At 68.4% G+C, this 19,006-nt stretch carries 20 protein-coding genes; 9 read left to right on the top strand and 11 right to left on the bottom strand.

The features are described from left to right. Positions 1-391 precede the first annotated feature (391 nt). The 6 genes from ABD093_RS17010 to ABD093_RS16985 all read right to left on the bottom strand — a co-directional run bounded on the left by ABD093_RS17010 (position 392) and on the right by ABD093_RS16985 (position 5,128). Positions 392-787, bottom strand: a complete 396-nt coding sequence (locus tag ABD093_RS17010) for a hypothetical protein (protein ID WP_343925997.1) — start codon at positions 785-787, stop codon at positions 392-394. Positions 788-828: 41 nt separating this feature from the next. Next, positions 829-1,581 (bottom strand): ABC transporter permease, encoded by a 753-nt coding sequence (locus tag ABD093_RS17005; protein ID WP_343925995.1) that lies wholly within the window; start codon positions 1,579-1,581, stop codon positions 829-831. 1 nt (position 1,582) lies between these two features. Further along, positions 1,583-2,326 (bottom strand): ABC transporter permease, encoded by a 744-nt coding sequence (locus ABD093_RS17000; RefSeq protein WP_343925993.1) that lies wholly within the window; start codon positions 2,324-2,326, stop codon positions 1,583-1,585. Beyond that, entirely contained in the window at positions 2,323-3,231 is a 909-nt protein-coding gene (locus tag ABD093_RS16995; protein ID WP_343925991.1) for an ABC transporter ATP-binding protein, read from the bottom strand. Before ABD093_RS16995 ends, ABD093_RS17000 begins: the two co-directional genes overlap by 4 nt. 86 nt (positions 3,232-3,317) lie before the next feature. After that, on the bottom strand, positions 3,318-3,992 hold the full coding sequence (locus tag ABD093_RS16990) for a response regulator (protein ID WP_343925989.1): 675 nt from the start codon (positions 3,990-3,992) through the stop codon (positions 3,318-3,320). Beyond that, positions 3,989-5,128: a sensor histidine kinase gene (locus ABD093_RS16985; RefSeq protein WP_343925987.1), complete on the bottom strand. Its 1,140-nt coding sequence runs from the start codon at positions 5,126-5,128 to the stop codon at positions 3,989-3,991. Before ABD093_RS16985 ends, ABD093_RS16990 begins: the two co-directional genes overlap by 4 nt. A 335-nt stretch (positions 5,129-5,463) precedes the next feature. On the opposite strand from ABD093_RS16985, the gene ABD093_RS16980 reads away from it, so the two are divergent. Next, positions 5,464-6,447 (top strand): hypothetical protein, encoded by a 984-nt coding sequence (locus tag ABD093_RS16980; protein ID WP_343925985.1) that lies wholly within the window; start codon positions 5,464-5,466, stop codon positions 6,445-6,447. Positions 6,448-6,551: 104 nt separating this feature from the next. On the opposite strand, the gene ychF is transcribed toward ABD093_RS16980, so the two are convergent. Both ychF and ABD093_RS16970 read right to left on the bottom strand, forming a co-directional pair. Continuing rightward, on the bottom strand, positions 6,552-7,637 hold the full coding sequence (gene ychF, locus ABD093_RS16975) for a redox-regulated ATPase YchF (protein ID WP_343925983.1): 1,086 nt from the start codon (positions 7,635-7,637) through the stop codon (positions 6,552-6,554). 82 nt (positions 7,638-7,719) lie between these two features. Then, the gene (locus tag ABD093_RS16970) at positions 7,720-8,370 is read right to left on the bottom strand and encodes an NAD(P)-dependent oxidoreductase (protein WP_193119494.1); all 651 of its coding nucleotides are present in this window, start codon (positions 8,368-8,370) and stop codon (positions 7,720-7,722) included. A 214-nt stretch (positions 8,371-8,584) separates the two neighbouring features. On the opposite strand from ABD093_RS16970, the gene ABD093_RS16965 reads away from it, so the two are divergent. The 4 genes from ABD093_RS16965 to ABD093_RS16950 all read left to right on the top strand — a co-directional run bounded on the left by ABD093_RS16965 (position 8,585) and on the right by ABD093_RS16950 (position 11,357). After that, complete coding sequence (locus ABD093_RS16965) at positions 8,585-8,947, top strand: winged helix-turn-helix transcriptional regulator (protein ID WP_343925981.1); 363 nt, start codon at positions 8,585-8,587, stop codon at positions 8,945-8,947. Between the two features lie 53 nt (positions 8,948-9,000). Next, on the top strand, positions 9,001-9,483 hold the full coding sequence (locus ABD093_RS16960; protein ID WP_343925979.1) for an Rv0361 family membrane protein: 483 nt from the start codon (positions 9,001-9,003) through the stop codon (positions 9,481-9,483). Positions 9,484-9,577: 94 nt separating this feature from the next. After that, the gene (locus ABD093_RS16955; RefSeq protein WP_343925977.1) at positions 9,578-10,060 is read left to right on the top strand and encodes an Rv0361 family membrane protein; all 483 of its coding nucleotides are present in this window, start codon (positions 9,578-9,580) and stop codon (positions 10,058-10,060) included. Between the two features lie 82 nt (positions 10,061-10,142). Continuing rightward, positions 10,143-11,357, top strand: a complete 1,215-nt coding sequence (locus ABD093_RS16950) for a DNA recombination protein RmuC (RefSeq protein ID WP_226851068.1) — start codon at positions 10,143-10,145, stop codon at positions 11,355-11,357. Between the two features lie 21 nt (positions 11,358-11,378). Here ABD093_RS16950 and ABD093_RS16945 read toward each other — a convergent pair whose 3' ends face one another. Continuing rightward, the gene (locus tag ABD093_RS16945) at positions 11,379-12,383 is read right to left on the bottom strand and encodes a 4-hydroxy-3-methylbut-2-enyl diphosphate reductase (protein WP_343925974.1); all 1,005 of its coding nucleotides are present in this window, start codon (positions 12,381-12,383) and stop codon (positions 11,379-11,381) included. 262 nt (positions 12,384-12,645) lie between these two features. Between ABD093_RS16945 and xseA the strand changes: the two genes are divergently transcribed. Further along, a complete protein-coding gene (xseA, locus tag ABD093_RS16940) occupies positions 12,646-13,953 on the top strand; it encodes an exodeoxyribonuclease VII large subunit (RefSeq protein WP_343925972.1) in 1,308 nt (435 codons plus the stop codon). An 80-nt stretch (positions 13,954-14,033) separates the two neighbouring features. After that, the gene (locus ABD093_RS16935) at positions 14,034-14,336 is read left to right on the top strand and encodes an exodeoxyribonuclease VII small subunit (protein ID WP_193119500.1); all 303 of its coding nucleotides are present in this window, start codon (positions 14,034-14,036) and stop codon (positions 14,334-14,336) included. A gap of 69 nt (positions 14,337-14,405) precedes the next feature. Here ABD093_RS16935 and ABD093_RS16930 read toward each other — a convergent pair whose 3' ends face one another. After that, on the bottom strand, positions 14,406-15,044 hold the full coding sequence (locus tag ABD093_RS16930; RefSeq protein WP_343925970.1) for a DUF4245 family protein: 639 nt from the start codon (positions 15,042-15,044) through the stop codon (positions 14,406-14,408). Between the two features lie 136 nt (positions 15,045-15,180). Between ABD093_RS16930 and ABD093_RS16925 the strand changes: the two genes are divergently transcribed. Continuing rightward, positions 15,181-16,092: a carbohydrate kinase family protein gene (locus ABD093_RS16925; RefSeq protein ID WP_319021715.1), complete on the top strand. Its 912-nt coding sequence runs from the start codon at positions 15,181-15,183 to the stop codon at positions 16,090-16,092. Between the two features lie 137 nt (positions 16,093-16,229). Next, positions 16,230-17,645 carry a class II fumarate hydratase gene (locus ABD093_RS16920; protein ID WP_343925968.1) on the top strand — a complete coding sequence of 472 codons (1,416 nt, stop codon included), beginning with the start codon at positions 16,230-16,232 and terminating at the stop codon, positions 17,643-17,645. 281 nt (positions 17,646-17,926) lie between these two features. Here ABD093_RS16920 and ABD093_RS16915 read toward each other — a convergent pair whose 3' ends face one another. Further along, positions 17,927-18,844 (bottom strand): endonuclease domain-containing protein, encoded by a 918-nt coding sequence (locus tag ABD093_RS16915; protein WP_343925966.1) that lies wholly within the window; start codon positions 18,842-18,844, stop codon positions 17,927-17,929. Positions 18,845-19,006: the final 162 nt, after the last annotated feature.

The following is a 19,006-nucleotide window of genomic DNA, read 5'->3' as shown; positions in this document are numbered from 1 at the left end:
AGCCCTATTCTTCCAGGTCAGGAGCACCTTCACCCATCACGACCCACCCCTCGGACACCTCAACGATGAAAGCCCGAGGTTAGTAGGTCCTGGTCGCGACGCCGAGGGTGGCGAGGACTTGTCGCATGGCCGCTGCGTCCAATCCAAAAGTACCTGGTGTGGATCACCCTGTTTCAGACTGGCAGCGCGATCAGCCGAGCATTTCGCTAGCCCAACCCGCGGCGACTTGCCTGGTGGTCGAGCATAATCGAGTGCCCGGATCTCCCACAGGAAGATCCGGGCACTCGAACCAGACGTTGAAGCGGAACGCGACTACACGTTAAACCTGAACTCCACCACGTCGCCACACCGAGAAACTTCTGTTCGCCGACCCGCTCCCTCGCGTCTGAGGTCACTGCAACCCCTCCCAGTAGGCGAAGCCGAGCTGGACGATGACGATCGTGTAGATGACGCAGCCGACGAAGACGACGACGGAGGCGATGAGCGCGCCGATGCCGAGCTTCGGCGTCCCGGTGCCGCGGCTGAGGCGGATCCCGTTCCAGGCGCAGACGGCGGCAGCGATGGCGAGGACCGCCATGAAGTGCGGGAGCACGATCGCGCCGACCACGGCCAGCACGTTCATGATCAGCGAGGCGATGATCCACGCGCGACCCGAGCGCCGCGGTCGGTGGGGCTGGTCGGCGTCGACGGGCGCAGCGGGCACGTCCGTGGCCGGGCTCGGGCTGTTCTTGTCGCTCCAGAAGTCGGGCGTCTCACGCCCGGTCTCGGCGTGCGCGGGGTCTGTCATGGTCGTCTCCTTTGTTCGGTGGGGCTGGTGGTGTGTACGGGTCAGGTGCGAGCGTCGGCGCGCTCGAGCACGACGGTGTTCGCGGCTGCCAGGAGCGTGCTCAGCAGCAGACAGGCGGCGATGATCGCGGCGATCACGCCGGTGGTGATGTCGCCGGTGTCGGCGAAGGTCGCCGTGCCGAGCTGGGTCGCCCTCGACAGCGCCGCGTAGGGGCTGATGAAGATCGCGGCGTCGAGACCGACGACGAGCAGGAAGGCCGAGAACCCGGCCCCGAGGAAGGCGACGGCGACCGGTGCGGCGAAAGAGCGCATCTGCATCGACAGCCAGGACTGCAGGACGGCGACGGGAACGCTGGCGAGGATGATGAGCAGGGAGATCGCGAGATACTCCGGCGGCAGGAAGCCGGGCAGTCCGAAGCCGATCTTTCCCAGCGCCACGGTGGTGACCACGGCGATGACCTGCATGATCGCGACCAGGACGGAGATCACGGCGGCCTTGGCGATGACGATCTGCAGCGACGGTGTGGGTCCTGCCATCAGCGCGTTCCAGTTGCTGCCGCGGTGTTCGGCGCGCCAGACCAGCGAGGCGAGGATCGCGATGCCCACAGAGAGTGGAAAGAGGCCGTAGAAGACGATCGAGCGCATCCACAGCGTGTGCCAGCCGTCGTCGAGGCCGCGACCGTCGATGAGGGTCATGATCGATCCGGTGGCCACCAGCACGATGGGCAGCAGGATGACGACGCCCCAGCTCAGTGAGCGCTTGAGCTTCGAGAATTCTGCAGCGAGGGCGTTCATCTCAGACCTCCTGGCGGTCGAACGAGCGGGTGAACAGGGCGAAGATCGCGGCCGCGACGGCAGCGAGGCCGAGGACGCTGAGGTAGGACGGCGCGAAGCCGGCCAGCTGGCCGTCGACGTAGCCGGCGGCAGCCGAGAGCGCGTAGTAGCCCCACGGGGTCAGGTGCGCGATCCACGTCGGCACGGCCGTCGAGATGAGCGCGACGACGGCACCGAGCAGCCCGAGGCCAATGCCCACGAGCTGGTTCTCGATCCGTGCGGCGAGCACGACGTGCAGCGCCAGCAGCGCGAGGCTCACAACGAGCAGGCACGCCGTCAGACCGAGCCAGCGTCCAGCCGGCCAGGGAGCGTCGATGCCGACGGCGAGACCGACCGCGGCAAACGCGGCGCTGACGAGCACGGTGGCCCCGGCCACGAGCAGCCCGAGGGCCAGCAGCTTCGCCCGGCACAGGCCGCCGGGCGTGACCCCGGACGTCGCCGACATCAGCCATCCGCCGCCCTGGTGCTCGGCATCGACGAGACGGCTCGCGACGACCGCCAGCAGCAAGGGCGCGGCGAGGGTGAATCCCGACCCCATCCCCATGAGCAGCGTGTTCCACGACGATGCGCTGGTGCGGTCGAAGTCGGGGTTGAACACGGCCGCGTAGAGGCCGATGCCAGTGACGACGGCGAAGAGCACGGCGACGAGGAGAACGACGTGCAGGTGCCGCATCTTGGCGAACTCGTTGACGACGACGGCGCTCACAGTCCACCTCCTGCCGTCAGGCCCATGAAAACGGACTCGAGCGTCTGCTCGTCGCGCCGGACGCCGTGGACGCCGATGCCCTCGGCCACCAGGCCCGTGACGATGCCGGCTATTGCCTGATCGCTGTCGACGCCGGCCAGTCGAACGGTCGCATCCTCCAGGCGTGCACCGTGGGCACGGGCGAGCATGGACTGCGCGCGCCGCGGATCCGAGCAGTCGATGAGCAGGTCGGGGGTCGCAGCGCTGAAGAGCTCAGCCCGGGTGCCCTGGAAGATCATCCGGCCCTGGCTGAGGATGCCGAGGACCGTCGCGGTCTTGTCGACCTCGCCGAGCAGGTGGGAGGAGACCATGACGGTCACTCCCCCGTCGGCGAGCCGACGCAGCAACTCTCGGATCTCCTCGATGCCGGCAGGGTCCAGGCCATTGGTCGGCTCGTCGAGGATGAGCAGCTTCGGCTGCCGGGCCAGAGCCATGGCGATCCCCAGGCGCTGCTTCATTCCCAGCGAGTACTCGCGAACCCTCTTGCCCATCTGGTCGTGCATCCGCACGGTCTTGACCGCGAAGTCGACCTGCGCGTCGTCGAGGCCGAGCAGGCGCTGGACGATGCGCATGTTCTCCGCGCCGGTCAGGTGCGCATACCCGGGCGGGGACTCGATGAGCGAGCCGATGCTGCCCAGCAGCTGCCGCCGGGTGCTCCGGTTCATCGGCTGGCCCAGCACCTCGACCTCGCCGCCGGTGGGGCGGATGAGCGAGAGCAGCATCTTCATGGTCGTCGACTTGCCCGAGCCGTTGGGCCCGAGGAAGCCGTAGACGCTGCCTTCGGGGATGCGCAAGTCGAGACCGTCGACAACGGTGCGGCCGCCGTAGGCCTTGGTGAGGTTCGAAGATTCGACGATGAAGGACATGCCTCCACCCTCGCGAGGATCGACGGCAGTGTCGTCTGCCGAGGCGACTATCTTCGGCTAGTCGATCCGCACTACGCCGGGCTGGCTTAGGTGGCGGGCGGGACCAGGCCGAGGCGGTGGGCGAGAACGACCGCCTGGACCCGGTCGCGCAACTGGAGCTTGGTGAGGATGCGCTGCACGTGCACGCGCGCGGTGTTCTCCGAGATGACCAGCTCCGCAGCGATCTCCGCGTTGGACAGCCCGCGCCCTGTGCACACGAGCACCTCCCGTTCACGCGCGGTGAGCTCGTCGAGCCGCTCGTCCGGTACAGAGCCTGCAGCTGCAGGACGCTGCGCTGCGAAGCGGTCGAGCAGGCGCTTCGTCGTCGACGGTGCGACGACGGCATCGCCGGCATGTACGTGACGGATGGCCGCGGCGAGCTCCTCGAGCGGGGCGTCCTTGAGCAGGAAGCCCGAGGCCCCGGCCTGAATCGCGTCGTGGGCATGCTCGTCGAGATCGAAGGTCGTGAGCACCAGCACACGCGGCCCGCCGGCCTCGTGGATCCGCCGTGTGGCCTCGACGCCGTCCATGCGCGGCATCCGCACGTCCATGAGCACGACGTCGACCTCGAGGTCGGTCAGCATCTCGAGCGCAGCCTGGCCGTCCTCGGCGTCGGCGACGACCTCGAACTCCGGCCAGGTGCTCAGCACCATGCGGAAGCCGGTCCGGTACATCTCCTGGTCATCGACCAGCATCAGTCGGATCGGGGTGTCATCGCTCATCGTTCTTCTCCGATCGGCAGGAAGGCACGGACCTCGAACCCGCCACCGGGCCCAGGCCCTGCTTCCAGCGATCCGCCGTAGGCACTGGCCCTCTCCCGCATGCCGACGAGGCCATGTCCGGTCGTCCAGGGAACCTCAGCCGCGCTGCCGGTGGCCGCCGGGGACCCGTCGTCGACGATGCGCAGCGAGAGCTCGGTCGGGGCGTACGAGAGGGTCACCGTGACCACGCTCAGCAACGGATCGCCGTGCTTGCGTGCGTTCGTCAATGACTCCTGCACGATCCGAAAGGCGGCCAGGTCCAGACCGGCCGGCAGCGCGACCGGCTCCCCCTCGATGTGGAGGTCCACGCGCAGGCCCGTCTGCCGTGTCTCGTCCACGAGTCGGTCGAGACGACCGAGGCCGGGCTGCGGGGTACGCGACGCGCTGCTGTCGTCGCGGAGCACGTCGAGCATCCGCCGCATCTCCCCCATCGCATCGCGCCCGGTGTCACGCACCCGCTCCATCGCATGCCCGGCCTGCTCAGGACTCGAGGCCACCGTCTGCGCCGCGCCATCCGCCATGACGACCATCGTGCCGAGGCTGTGCGAGACGATGTCATGGATCTCGCGGGCGATCCGCGCACGCTCCTCGGCTGCCGCGATCGCCTCCCGCGTGTCGCGCTCGCGCTTGAGCTGATCGGTGCGCTCTTCCAATGCCCGCATCCGCTCGTGCCGCGCTCGAGCGAGCAGCCCGGTCACACTGATGAGACATCCTGCCATGACGAGGACTCCCACCTCGCCGATCCGGATGTAGCCCATGACTAGGAGCGGCTGCGCCGCCGCGACGACCCAGACCGTCGCCAGCGTCGTCGCGACGCAAGCCGCCTTCCAGCCCTTCGAGCCTGCAAGGTGGTACATCATCAGAGCCATGACGACGATCGGTGCCGGGGACAGGCCAACGCCCAGCACCACGTAGCCCCACGCAGCGGCGTAGATGCCGATCGCGAATCTCCATGGTGACTGCCGTCGGCAGACGTACGCGACACACATCCACGCTGAGAGAACCAGGGCAAAGATCAGGCCCGCCTGCGAGATCACCTCGAGGCCCACGTGCTGCACACCGAGGTTCATGGCGTCGTAGAGGAAAAGGACTGCCATGATGACCGCATCCACGATGCGAGAGTGTCTCCGAATCCAGGACCGGACAGCGGACAACGCAGGCACCATCGCATCCGCTCGACCGTCTCGTCCGTTCGTGCTCACACTGACACAGTGTACGAACAGAGGATGTATGGGCCGTCGTGAGTTGGACGCCGGATGCCGGCGACCAACCGTCGTGCCTTACACGTTAAACCGGAACTCCACCACGTCGCCGCACATACCAACCTCTGCCGCCAGACACGAGTTAGATGCTGCGCAAGACGGCGAGACGCTCCCTGGCCGCTCTGCGAACCAGCCAGATTATATGCTCAATATCTGATATTCTCATCCGGATGACTACCCCTGATGCGCATGCACTAGAAGCGGCCGAGCGATGGACTTCCTCGCAGATCAAGAACTGGTCGCCACAGTGGCGGACGAATCTAGCAGAATGGCTGGAGCCAAACCTCGCCCTCGTCGGAGATTCTGAGTGGGGCGGCCAGATCCGGGACATGGTTCAGCTCCCCGTCCAAGACCCCCTCGCGTGGGCGAACAGACGCGTGGAACTGCCGAACGGACATTGGGCCGTCGCGGGTATTCGGTTCCGGGGGCGAGACATTGAGAAGCCATTCGTGGACATAATCGCAACATCACTGCCGCCTGAACCATTGGGATTTGCCGCTCTCGGTGATGTTTTGCCGAGCTTCGACGCCTTCTCGCCGCTGTGCATGCGCGTCAACCTACCCGACCCGGAACAGCGACTTCGAGCGCTCACTGGTTCGGGTATGGATGTTGGACAAGCTACGCCAGATCTGCTGATCGTGGCACGCCCCGTAGCCGAGATGCGCGAGCAGCCTCTGGCCGACCGCTACGACGATGTGACTCTCGTTGCTTGCGCTCCGGAAGAAGCAGCAGAACGCGTCGCGGCAATCTACGAAGCACTAAAGCCATCACGGCCGCAACTGGGCCAGTGGGCCGTGCCGGCTGACGCAGAGTCGCTTGAGGATGCCGCGGAAGAAGGGCTACTTTTCGAGATTCGCGTGGGTGGCACCTCAGCGGGCATTGTGGCCGCAGAGCGTGATGATTCCTACGGATTCACTGGCTTCTGCATGCAGGAGATCGCCCTCAATTCAGCACATCGCGGACAACGTGTGGGCATCGCCGCCTTACAGCGGCTGACGCGACAAGTGCCGGCGAACACTAACGATGTGCTTTGGGGGCATATCCATCCAGACAACGCACCGTCTCTGCGTAACGCCCGAGACAGCGGGCGACAAGTGGTTACCGCTCATGTGTGGGTCACGCCTACTGGATACCGCGGAATGCCAACGACCTAAGCGGTTGAGGCACTTACTCGCCTGGTTGCGCACGCTAGATCGGAACTCCGGCAAATTCCTCGGCTTGAGGCAGAAGAGACGAAAACCCTATTCAGGCGGCATTTTTATACGTTGAACCTAAATTCCACCACGTCGCCGTCCTTCATGACGTAGTCCTTGCCCTCGATACGCACCTTGCCCTTGGCCTTGGCCTCGGCCATGGAGCCGGCCTCGAGGAGGTGGTCGATGGAGACGATCTCGGCCTTGATGAAGCCTCGCTCGAAGTCCGTGTGGATCACGCCGGCGGCCTGCGGGGCGGTGGCGCCCTTGGGGATCGTCCAGGCGCGGGACTCCTTGGGGCCGGCGGTGAGGTAGGTCTGCAGGCCCAGGGTGTCGAAGCCGACGCGGGCGAGCTGAGCGAGGCCGGACTCCTCCTGACCGGTGGACTCGAGCATCTCGGCAGCCTCGTCCTCGTCGAGCTCGATCAGCTCGGCCTCGAACTTGGCGTCCAGGAAGATCGCCTCGGCGGGGGCCACCAGGTTCTTCAGGGCCTTCTGCGAGGAGGCGTCCGCGAGGCCTTCCTCGTCGGTGTTGAACACGTAGATGAAGGGCTTCGCGGTCATCAGCTGCAGCTCGCGCAGTGCGGCGACATCGACGCCGGCGTCGTCGGCGCCCTGGTAGAGCGTCTTGCCCGTCTCCAGCAGCGCCTTCGCCTTGACGACGTTGGGCAGCACGGCGGCGTCGACCAGTCCGCGCTTGGTGTCCTTCTCCAGGCGCTGCATCGAGTTCTCGATGGTCTGGAGGTCGGCCAGGATCAGCTCGGTGGTGATGACCTCCATATCGTTGGAGGGGTCGGTGGAGCCCTCCACACGCGTCACGTCGGGATCGGCGAAGGCGCGGGTGACCTGGCAGATCGCATCGGCCTCGCGGATGTTGGCGAGGAACTTGTTACCCAGGCCCTCACCTTCGCTGGCGCCCTTGACGATGCCGGCGATGTCCACGAAGGAGACGCTGGCCGGGACCAGCTTCTCGCTGCCGAACACCTCGGCGAGCTGGCCGAGTCGCGGGTCGGGCAGCGGGACCATGCCGACGTTGGGGTCGATCGTCGCGAACGGGTAGTTCGCTGCGAGGACCTCAGCGCGGGTGAGGGCGTTGAAGAGGGTGGACTTGCCGACATTGGGCAGACCGACGATTCCGATAGTAAGAGCCACGGGACGTGATTCTACGTGGCCTGTGCGGAGCCCGTGCCCGGAGACGATGAGCCACTGGTCTCACCGAACCACGGGAGCAGGTTCAGTACGCGACGGTGAAGCGTTCGCGGCGATGCGCGGGCTTCTCGATCTCGTCGACCAGCGCGAGCGCGAGGTCCGCACCGGAGATGAACGAGGTGCCGTTGGAATCGGTGAGCAGCACTTCTCCGCCCACGCGGTAGATGCCAGTCGCCTCGCCAGGGGCGAAGGATCCGAAGCCGCCGGCAGGGCTGAGGAAGAACCAGTCGACGCTCTCGTCGGACTCCCGCAGGTCCTGCAGGACGGCATCGAGCACGCGCGGCTCCTCGGCGAACTCGGTCGGGAACTCGGGCGTGTCCACGAGTTTCGGGCCATCCTCGGCAACCAGGAGCGACCCGGCGCCGCCGATCACGCCGAGCCGCACGTTCTTCTCCGCCGCGAGACGCGCCAAGGTGGACTGCAGGGCGCGGAAGGCCCCCTTGTCCGCCATGTCGCCGCGGGGCGCGAGGGCGGAGACGACCACGTCGGCGCCGTCGAGAACGCTCGCCAGGAACGCCTCGTCCCGAGCATCACCGGTGCGGTACTCCACGCCGTCGACGGGCTGCTCGGCGGCCGTCCGGCTGACGGCGAGGACCTGGTGGCCACGACCGGCGGCTTCTGCGGCGAGATGGCCTCCGGCGTATCCGGTGCCGCCGAGAACGATGATGCGAGCCATGGGCTCTCCTTCCGGGCGCTCTGCCGAGCGCGATGATCGATACGAGGACTGACGTCCCCCTCCACGACTGTCGTCGTGGGCTTGACACTCACTGTAGGTGACCTAGTCTCTGTAGGGAAGTAGGCACTTCGCAGTAACCGTCCTCAGTGCGCGAGCATTCGCTGGGTGAGTCCCCGCGTCGCTGCTGCCCCGACCAGAATCAGGAGCCGCTGCCATGGCCTTGCTCGACTACGACCCCTACGCGCGCGACTGCCCCTCGCGCCAGCTGCTGGATCGGATCGGCGACCGCTGGACCGTGCTCGTCGTCGGCCTCCTCGAGGACGGCCCCTTGCGCTTCTCCGAGCTCTCCCGCCGCGTCGACGGAATCTCCCAGAAGATGCTCACCCAGACCCTGCGGGCTCTCGAAGCCGACGGGCTGGTGCTGCGCACCGCGTTCCCGGAGATCCCCCCTCGCGTCGAGTACGAGCTGACAGCCCTCGGCCGTTCGCTCCTGGATCCGCTGCACGTGCTGGTCGCATGGGCCACGGAGAACATGGGCGAGGTGCAGGCCGCCCGGGATCGCGCCACCGCCGCCTGAGCGGAGTCCCCGGACCCCTCTCGCCGGCGCACCGATCTGTCTAGGGTGGCGACATGGCTCCTCATCCCGACCCTGCACGCCCTCCGAACAGATCTCGCAGGCTCCTCCCCTGGATCCTCGGAGGAGTCTGCGCGCTCATCACGATCGTCGTCGTCCTCGTGCTCGCGGCGGGCGCCGTCTGGTACTTCGCCCTGCGCGAGACCCCACAGTCCGTGGTGGAAGACTACTTCGCGACCTGGGAGGCCGCCGACTGCGAACGCTATGAGGAGGTCTCCACCGAGGCCTACCGGGGCGAGGAGTACACCTGTGAGTTCTGGCAGGAGAACATCGCCCAGCAGAAGGAAGAGGGCATCGAGTACCACGACGAGGTGGTGAGCTCCGAGGTCGACGGAGATCGCGCGACGGTGCACGTCGAGGAGAAGACGACGAAGGGGTCAGAGAGCACCGAAGGGATCTTCGACATCCATCTCGTCCGCGAGGACGGCAGCTGGCGGCTCGACAGCACGACGATCATCCAGGAGCCCGAAGCCCTCTGATCACGGGCCATGCGCCGCTGGAGACGTCGTGGTCGGCCTGGCCGGAGTTCCCGAAGTGGGCACGCGAACGCCCCGAACTCCCTAGGGTGGCGATATGGCTCCTCATCCGGACAGCACGCACACCGGGGGCAGGTCACGCTCCCCCCTCCCGTGGATCCTGGGAGGCGTCTGCGCGCTCATCGCGATCGTCGTCGTCCTCGCGCTCGTGGCGGGTGCCGTCTGGTATTTCGCCCTGCGGCAGACGCCCGAGGATGTCATCGAGGAGTACCTCGCAGCGTGGAACTCGGCGGACTGCGAGACCTTCGAGGAGGTCACGACCGAGAAGTTCAAGGGCGAGGACTACACCTGCGAGGTGTGGAGCGACGACATCGAACAGCAGGAGGAGGACGGCCTCGAGTTCGAGGACGAGATCGTGAGCTCCGAGGTCGACGGGGACCGGGCGACGGTGCGCGTCTCGGAGACGCTGACCGATGGTTCCGACGTCTCTGAAGGGGCCTTCGACTGCATCCTCGTCCGCCAGGACGGCTCCTGGCTCCTCGATGACATCCAGATCGTCGAGGAGACGGACGAGAGCTGAACGACCGCTCCGGACGCCCGGTGCACAGGCCGGGCAGGCGTGGCGTCGCTCGTCCGTCACACCCCCGTGATGTGCTGACACCATGACCGGTACACAGATGCTCCTGCTGGGAATCGCGCTGGGTGCGGCGCTCGGAGCCGTCGTCAGCTGGCTCGTGATGCGCGAGCGTGTCCGGACGCTCGACCAGCAGCAGCGCGCCGGGACGGACGCCTCCGGTCACCTGCTGCGTCTGGCCGACGAGCGCCACGAGCGCGATGTCGCCCGCCGCGACGCGGCCGAGGAGGAGCGCGAGGTCGAGCTGCAGCGCACACTTGCCCCCATCACCACCACCCTCGCCCACCTGGAGCGCTCGTTGGCCCGCTCCGAGGCCGCCCGGCTGGAGGCCGAAGGGGCGCTGCGCTCCCACCTCGCGCAGCTCGCGCAGCGGGCGCAGTCCCTGGAGACCGGCACCAGCGCACTCACCGCAGCACTTCGAGCCCCGACGGCGCGCGGCCGCTGGGGCGAGGTGCAGCTGCGCCGGATCGTCGAGGCCGCCGGGATGCTCGAGCACGTGGACTTCACCGAGCAGCTCGCCGGCACACGGGCCGACGGGAATGCCGGGCAGCGGCCCGACCTGGTCGTGCATCTCTCCGGGGACCGGCACGTGGTGATCGATGCGAAGGCCCCGATGGACGCCTACCTCGACGCGACCGAGGAGACCGATCCCGTGCGCGCCTCGACCCGTCGGAAGGCTCATGCGAAGGCGCTGCGCCACCACGTCGGCGTCATCTCCTCCAAGGCGTACTGGAAGGCGCTCGGAGACACCCCGGAGTTCACCGTGCTGTTCGTGCCCAGCGACGGGGTGCTCGCCGCAGCGCTGGAGACGGACCCGACCCTGCTGGACGACGCCTTCAGCAAGGACGTCGTGATCGCCTCCCCCGCCACGCTCGTGGCACTGTTGCGCACGGTCGCGCACACCTGGCGCACCGACGCTCTGAACCGTGATGCCCGCGAGGTGCTCGACGCGGGTCGCGAGCTCCACCACCGCCTGGGCACGTTCACCGGTCACCTGGGCAAGGTGGGCCGCTCGCTGGACTCCTCGGTCGCCGCGTTCAACGAGGCCGTCGGATCCTTGCAGACCCGGGTTATGGTCACCGCTCGCCGCTTCGAGGACCTGGGCCTGACCGGCACCGCGGTCGACGAGGTCGACCAGCTCACCCGTCGCGCCCGCACCTTGGAGGAGGCAGAGATCGCGGATCTCGCCGCGCCCGCGTCGGCCCCGAAGTCCCTGCCCTCGCGTGAGAACCGCGCGGGCTGAGCGGCCTGCGCGATCTGCAGGTCAGGACTCTGCGGTGGCGCCGTCCCCGGTGGGCTTCGTACGGCGGTCGGCCACACCCCGGGTCTTCATCTCCTGGCGCAGCTCGCGCGGCAGGGAGAACATGAGGTCCTCGGTCGCAGTGCGCACCGGCTTCACGTCGCCGTAGCCCCTCTCCGAGAGCTCGGCCAGCAGCTGCTGGACCAGCACGTCGGGCACGGAGGCACCGGAGGTCACACCCACGGTCCCGACGCCCTCGAACCACTCGTCGCGCAGCTCGGACACGGAATCGATGCGGTGGGAGGCCTTCGCACCGGCCTCCTTGGCGACCTCCATGAGGCGCACGGAGTTCGACGAGTTCGGGGAGCCGACGACCAGCACCAGATCGGCGTCCGGGGCGATCTTCTTGATCGCGACCTGGCGATTCTGGGTGGCGTAGCAGATGTCGTCGCTGGGCGGGGCCTGCAGCGTGGGGAAGCGTTCGCGCAGGCGGTCGACGGTCTCCATCGTCTCGTCGACGCTGAGGGTGGTCTGCGAGAGCCAGACGACCTTCTCGGGGTCGCGCACGGTCACGTTGACCGCATCCTCGGGCGAATTGACGATCTGCACGTGCTCCGGGGCCTCGCCGGCAGTGCCCTCGACCTCCTCGTGGCCCTCGTGGCCCACCAGCAGGATGTCGTAGTCCTGCCGTGCGAAGCGCACGGCCTCCTTGTGCACCTTGGTCACCAGCGGGCAGGTGGCATCGATGGTGCGCAGGTTCCGCTCCTCGGCCATCTCCCGCACCCTCGGCGAGATGCCATGGGCGGAGAAGATCACGAGGGCACCCTCGGGGACCTCGTCGACCTCCGTGACGAAGACGGCGCCCTTCTCCTTGAGACGGTCCACCACGAACTTGTTGTGGACGATCTCGTGGCGCACGTACACGGTCTCGTCGAAATGCTCGAGCGCTCGTTCGACGGCGACCACAGCCCGGTCGACTCCCGCGCAGTAGCCGCGCGGTTCGGCAAGAAGGACGGTTCCATTGCTCACCGCTCCATCGTAGGAGGTGGCGCCGGACAACGGCAGAGAGGTGCGGCAAGACTCACCACACCTCCACAGGGACGTCACCGGTACGAGGGCCACGCCGGGCAGGGTTCCCTCAGCGCGAGTGCCTCGCGAGCGTCTCGCGAACGCCTCGCGGGGCCATGCCGATGCCGCCGACCCGCATCCGACGCTTCCTCCCCACCGGTCCGTCGTCCCCGATCCGGCGCTCGACGAGCGAGCTGTCCCACCGGCGTGCCAGAGTGTTCCCATGACCGAGACGAGTTCCGCGCAGGAGGCAGGCGACGGCGACGCCCCCCGGCCCGCACCGGCCGCCACCGCCGCTCAGACCACGGCGGAGAATCCCTGGCCGCTTCGACAGCTGTCGGTGAAGGTCGGCGAGTACGTGGCCCGGATGTCCCCGCTGTGGGTCGAAGGCGAGATCGTCCAGCTCAACCGCCGCCCCGGAGCCGGGCTGAGCTTCATGACGCTGCGCGACATCGATGTGGACATGTCGTTCTCGGTCCCGATCCGTGAGCACGTGCTGCGCGCGCTGCCCATCGAGCCGGTCGCGGGTGCGCGAGTGGTCGTCCACGCCAAGCCGACCTTCTGGACCAAGCGCGGATCGCTCCAGCTGGAGGCCGACGACATCCGCCCCGTGGGCCTCGGCGAGCTGCTGGCCCGCCTCGAGCAGCTCAAGCGAGTCCTCTCCGCCGAAGGGCTCTTCGCGGCCGCCCGCAAGCAGCCGCTGCCATTCCTGCCCCGGGTGGTGGGGCTGATCTGTGGGCGTGAATCCGCCGCCGAGCGCGACGTGGTCGTCAACGCCCGTCGCCGCTGGCCCGCCGTGGAGTTCGAGATCCGCGAGGTCGCGGTCCAGGGCGTCAAGGCGGTGCGAGAGGTCTCCGCCGCGCTGAAGGAGCTCGATGGCCGGGACGACGTCGACGTCATCATCATCTCCCGCGGCGGCGGCTCCCTCGAGGACCTGCTCCCGTTCTCCGACGAGCAGCTCACCCGCCTGGTGGCCGCGGCGAAGACACCTATCGTCTCCGCCATCGGCCACGAGGTGGACACGCCCCTCATCGACCTCGCCGCCGACGTCCGCGCCTCCACCCCCACCGACGCCGCCAAACGCGTCGTCCCCGACATCCAGGCCGAGCTGGACCAGCTCGACCTGGGACGCACCCGCCTGCGCTCGGCGATCCGGGCCCGGCTCGAGCGGGAGCAGTCCGCGCTGGACGCGATGCGGTCGCGGCCCGTGCTGGAGAACCCCGCCACGATCCTCTCCGGCCGGGCCGACGAGATCCGGTCCCGGATCGCCCTGGCCCGCACGCTGGTCGGAGCCCGCCTCGACCGGGCGGCCGACGAGATCGACCACCTCGGTCGCCAGGTGCGCTCCCTGAGCCCGCTGGCGACCCTCGAGCGCGGCTACGCCGTGGTCCAGAGCCCCGACGGAACGATCGTGCGCTCCCCCGACGCGACCGCTGTCGGTGATCCGCTCTCCGTCCGGGTCGCCGGCGGGCGCTTCGGCGTCGAGCACGTCGACACCGACCCGTACACGCCCCCGGCACCCCCGACCTGATACCAGGCTCAGGCATCCGCCCTGCTCCGGCATCTGCCCTGCTCCAGCACCCGTTCCGATCCAGCGTCCGAGGAGTCCCCATGACCCAGTCCCCCGCCGAGAACCCACCCCTGGACCCCGAGGTGACCGCATCGCCGGCCCCCGAGGTCACACCTGCTGATGATGCGCCGCTCCCCGCGGACATCGCCGAGCTGTCCTACGAGGCCGCCCGGGACCAGCTGGTCGAGGTGGTGCGCCGACTCGAATCCGGGCAGGGCGGGCTGGAGGACTCCATCGGGCTGTGGGAGCGCGGCGAGATGCTCGCCCGCCGCTGCCAGCAGTGGCTCGACGGCGCGCGGGTCCGCCTGGACGACGCGGTCAACGCCCGCCGTCAGGACAGCTGACCCACGCCGCCGAGCTCTGCCCGTGAGACGAACTCGGCCGCTGAGACGAACTCAGCCCGTGTGACGAGCTCAGCCCGTGATATCGGCGAGCGCGGCCTCGGCCAGCACGGCCAGCTCCTCGCGGTCCGTCTCGCCGTGGACCAGCAGTCCGAAGTCCTCGCCCTCGCAGGAGATCCCGACCGTCTCGGCGCCGTCCTCGCCGCCGCTGAGCGCCTTGCAGTCGGTGCCGCCGATCGTCAGCTCCTCCTCGACCACGGTTCCGGGGAGCGCGGCGGACAGCATCGTGGCGCTCACCTCGGACTCCTCGGTGAGGGTCACCAGCGAATCGCTCGGAGAGGTGTAGTCCACCTGCCAGCGAGGAGTGTCGCCGTCAGCGAAACGGGCGGACCGCTCCGACCACTCCTCCCCCATCGCCGGCGCGGCGACGGGGAAGCCGGCGACGTCCTGCGCCCGCTCGGCGCTCGCCGCGACGTCGAGCTCCGAGTTCTCCAGCGGGGTGCGGTCGCTCGTGCTCCCCACCCCGAAGAATGCGATCGCGATGACGACCACGAGGGCCATCGTGAGCGCGATCGCCCACACCATGTTCCGCAGCACGGTGTTCTTCCGGGACGGCAGCTCGTAGGCGGACTTCGGCTGCGGAAGCGGCTGCGGAAGCCCCGAAGAAGACTCGTCGGGCGTCTCGGGGGCGTCGTCAGGGGGCACGTGCATATCCCCTATTGTGCCGGTGCAGCGAACGCCCGTTCACAGGATGGTGCCGGGCCCGTACGAGGCGGTCGCCTCGCCGCTGACCGTGGCACCGCCCCTTCCGTTCGCCCAGACCGGGGAAACCTGCAATGATCGTGCGGTGACTGCGAGATTCCTCATCGCCGGAGAAGCCCTCACCGACATCGTCGTCGAAGCCGACGGTTCGCGTCGTGAGCATCCCGGTGGATCCCCCCTGAACGTGGCCGTGGCCCTCAGCCGCCTCGGCCACGATGCCCACCTGCTCACCCGCATCGGCCCGGACCCCCGGGGCGATGCGATCCGTGCCCACCTCGCCGACTCCGGGGTCCGGCTGACCCCGGGAAGCTCGATCCAGGACCGCACGTCGACCGCCGAAGCCACGCTCGACGCAGACGGCGCCGCGACCTACACCTTCGATCTGGTGTGGGATCCGGACCCGTCGGGTCTGCCCGGCGAGGTCGACGCGGTGCACACCTCCTCGATCGCCGCCGTGATGTCCCCCGGGGCCACGACCATCGAGGACGTGCTGCGCCGCAGCCGCGACCGCTCCACGATCAGCTACGACCCCAACGCGCGCCCCACTCTCATGGGCGACCCGGCCTCGGTCCGCGGACAGGTCGAGGCGAACATCGCCCTCAGCGACGTCGTGAAGGCTTCCGACGAGGACGTGGCCTGGCTGTACGGCACCGACGACCTCGAGGACGTCGTCGCGTCCTGGTTGCACCAGGGCCCGTCCCTGGTGGTCATGACACGCGGCGGCGAGGGTGCCGTGGGCTTCAACGGCTCCGGCCGGGTGCAGGTCGCGCCGGTCGTGGTCGACGCCGTCGACACTGTCGGCGCCGGAGACACCTTCTCCGCCGGCATCCTCGATGCCCTCGCGGCGAAGAGCCTGCTCGGTGCCGAGCACCGGGAGCAGCTGTCCACGCTCCCCTCGGACGAGATCGCCAGCGTGCTGCGTCGGGCCGCGATCCTCGCCTCCATCACCGTCTCCCGGGCCGGGGCGAACCCGCCGTGGAGCCACGAGCTCGGCTGAACCGGCTCCAGCACCGGCTCAGTCCCGCACACACCCCGTCGACGTCAGATCTCACGTCGTCCCCACGTCCCGATCTTCTTCCTCACCGACCACTCAGAAACCGCACCACCGAACGACCACACCAGGGAGGCACATCCATGTCCCAGTCCACGCCCGCCGCCTCGCAGGACGGCTACCGCATCGAGCACGACACCATGGGCGAGGTGCGGGTCCCCGCCTCGGCCCTGTACCGGGCACAGACCCAGCGTGCGGTGGAGAACTTCCCGATCTCCGGACAGGGCCTGGAGCCCGCCCACATCCACGCCCTTGCACAGGTCAAGAAGGCTGCTGCCCGCGCCAACCAGGACCTCGGCGTGCTGGACGGCGCCATCGCCGATGCGATCGTCGCTGCGGCGGACGCCGTCATCGCCGGAGGCCACGACGACCAGTTCCCGGTGGACACCTACCAGACCGGTTCCGGCACCAGCTCGAACATGAACATGAACGAGGTGCTCGCGACCCTCGCGTCCACCGACTCCCTCGAGGTCCACCCCAACGACCACGTGAACTGCTCGCAGTCCTCCAACGACGTCTTCCCCACGTCGGTGCACGTGGCCGTCACCGCCGGCGTCGTCGAGAAGCTGCTGCCCGCCCTCGCCCACCTCGCCGAGTCGCTCGAGACCAAGGCCGAGGCATGGAAGGCCGTCGTGAAGTCCGGCCGCACCCACCTGATGGACGCCACCCCGGTCACCCTCGGCCAGGAGTTCGGCGGGTACGCCGCCGCGGTCCGCTACGGCATCGAGCGCGTCGAGGCTGCCCTGCCCCGCACGGCAGAGGTCCCCCAGGGCGGCACCGCCGTGGGCACCGGGATCAACACCCCCGCCGGCTTCCCGCAGAAGGTCATCGCGAACCTCGCCGAGCAGACCGGACTGCCGCTGACCGAGGCCCGCAACCACTTCGAGGCGCAGTCCGCCCGTGACGGCCTGGTGGAGATGTCCGGTGCGCTGCGCACCATCGCCGTGTCGATCACGAAGATCTGCAACGACCTGCGCTGGATGGGCTCGGGGCCCAACACCGGCCTGGGCGAGATCTCGCTCCCGGACCTGCAGCCGGGCTCCTCGATCATGCCGGGCAAGGTCAACCCCGTGATCCCCGAGGCCGTGCTCATGGTCTGCGCGAAGATCGTGGGCAACGACGCGGCCATCGCCTGGGGCGGTGCCCAGGGCGCCTTCGAGCTCAACGTGCAGATCCCGCTGATGGGCACGAGCCTGCTGGAGTCGATCCGTCTCCTCGCCAACGCGAGCACCGTGCTGGCCGACAAAACGGTCGACGGGCTCACCGCCAACGAGGAGAAGGCCCGCTTCTACGCCGAGGCCTCCCCCTCGATCGTGACCCCGCTGAACAAGATCATCGGCTACGAGAGCGCCGCGAAGATCGCCAAGCACGCCGTCGCCGAGCAGATCTCGGTGCGCGAGGCCGTGGTCGCGCTGGGCTTCGTGGAGCGCGGCGAGGTCACCGAGGAGCAGCTCGACTCAGCCCTGGACGTCCTCTCCATGACCGCGCCGAAGGCCTGATCGACGCCCTGGCGGCCCGCTGACCGCCCTCAGCGGGTGCCGGGCACGCCAGGCGCCGGGCCCGCCAGGCACCAGACCCGCAAGGCTGGCGTAGACGGGCTGATGGTGATGTGACCTGGCGATATCGACAGGTCACCTCACCATCGGCCCAGCCGTGTCGCATCGGATCGAAAGCCGGCAGGGCAGGGCAGGCCATGCCAGCTCAGGGCAGGCCAGCCCAGGGCAGGGCAGTACCAACCACACAGCACCGGACCAGACCGCCGTGGCACCGAACCAAGCTGTCATCGGGGCAGGGCACGGCGGTGGTCCCGACGTCGGAGCATCGTCTGCAACATTTGCGCGGTTGCTTTCCAGTTCAGGAACACCTGCTCCCACGTCAGCCTCGTGACCCGGAACCCGTGTGCCGACAGCGCCAGATCTCTCCGTCGATCCTCCTGATACTGATCTGGATCGTCGTGGAACTGCCGACCGTCGCATTCGATCACCCAGTTGGTGCCCAGGAGCAGATCGACCCGGACGTCGGGCAGCAGCTGCACCTGGCTGCGGACCTGGACGCACCGTTCCTCCAACCACCAGCGCACCGCCGTCTCCGTACCGGACTGCGCATCGGAGCGGACTCGGGACAATGGCAACCGGTAACGCTGAGGGAGACCCGTAAGCAGACGCTCCCGTTCGACGGGGCTGAGGAGATGCTGATTCAGCGCGGACTCGACGAGGATCGCCGTCTTGACGACCGGTAGGCAACGAGCGGCGTGGCCCAGGATCTGAGGGACGTCGGGGACCGGATCGACATCCACCCACGCCCGTAGACGCGGCGCGTGCAGCACCAGCGGTTGCAGGGTGCTCTGAGGCCCGCCATCCTCCGGGTCCTTCAGCGGGATCAGCGTCTTCGTCTCAGGGTCGAGCCGACGTCGTATCGGGATCGCAAGCGCCGCTGACGACGCCTCGACTGATCGAGGACGATACGCATGGACACCGCTCCCGAGGGGCACCCATAGTCCGTGGAGAGCTGCAGCATCCAGGCACGTGGGGCGCACACCCAGCTCCAGCACCGCGACGAGATCCTCCGGAGCCTCCGGGGTCACGTACCACTGTCCCACCGCCCTGATCTGCCCGGAACGCAGCCAGGCACGACGGCGACGGGGACCCGGCTCGATGCTCGTCAGCTGAGTCTTGAGGATTACGCCCTGAATCTGCATACCGAGAGCAGACCACTCCCGCATGGTCGCCTGGGAAGCGTCGCGAGTTGTGTGGATGACGTGGCATTCGGGAGGAGAGGTCGGCACCGTCCATCGCCCTGCCACTGCCCCGAAACTGGCCGTAGCTGAGCATGGGGCCATGTCGCCGGGCGGCCCACGGGC

This window comes from Brachybacterium tyrofermentans, from assembly GCF_039526165.1.
GTDB classification, from domain to species: Bacteria; Actinomycetota; Actinomycetes; order Actinomycetales; family Dermabacteraceae; genus Brachybacterium; species Brachybacterium tyrofermentans.
This window is presented reverse-complemented; position numbering and strand designations above follow the sequence as displayed.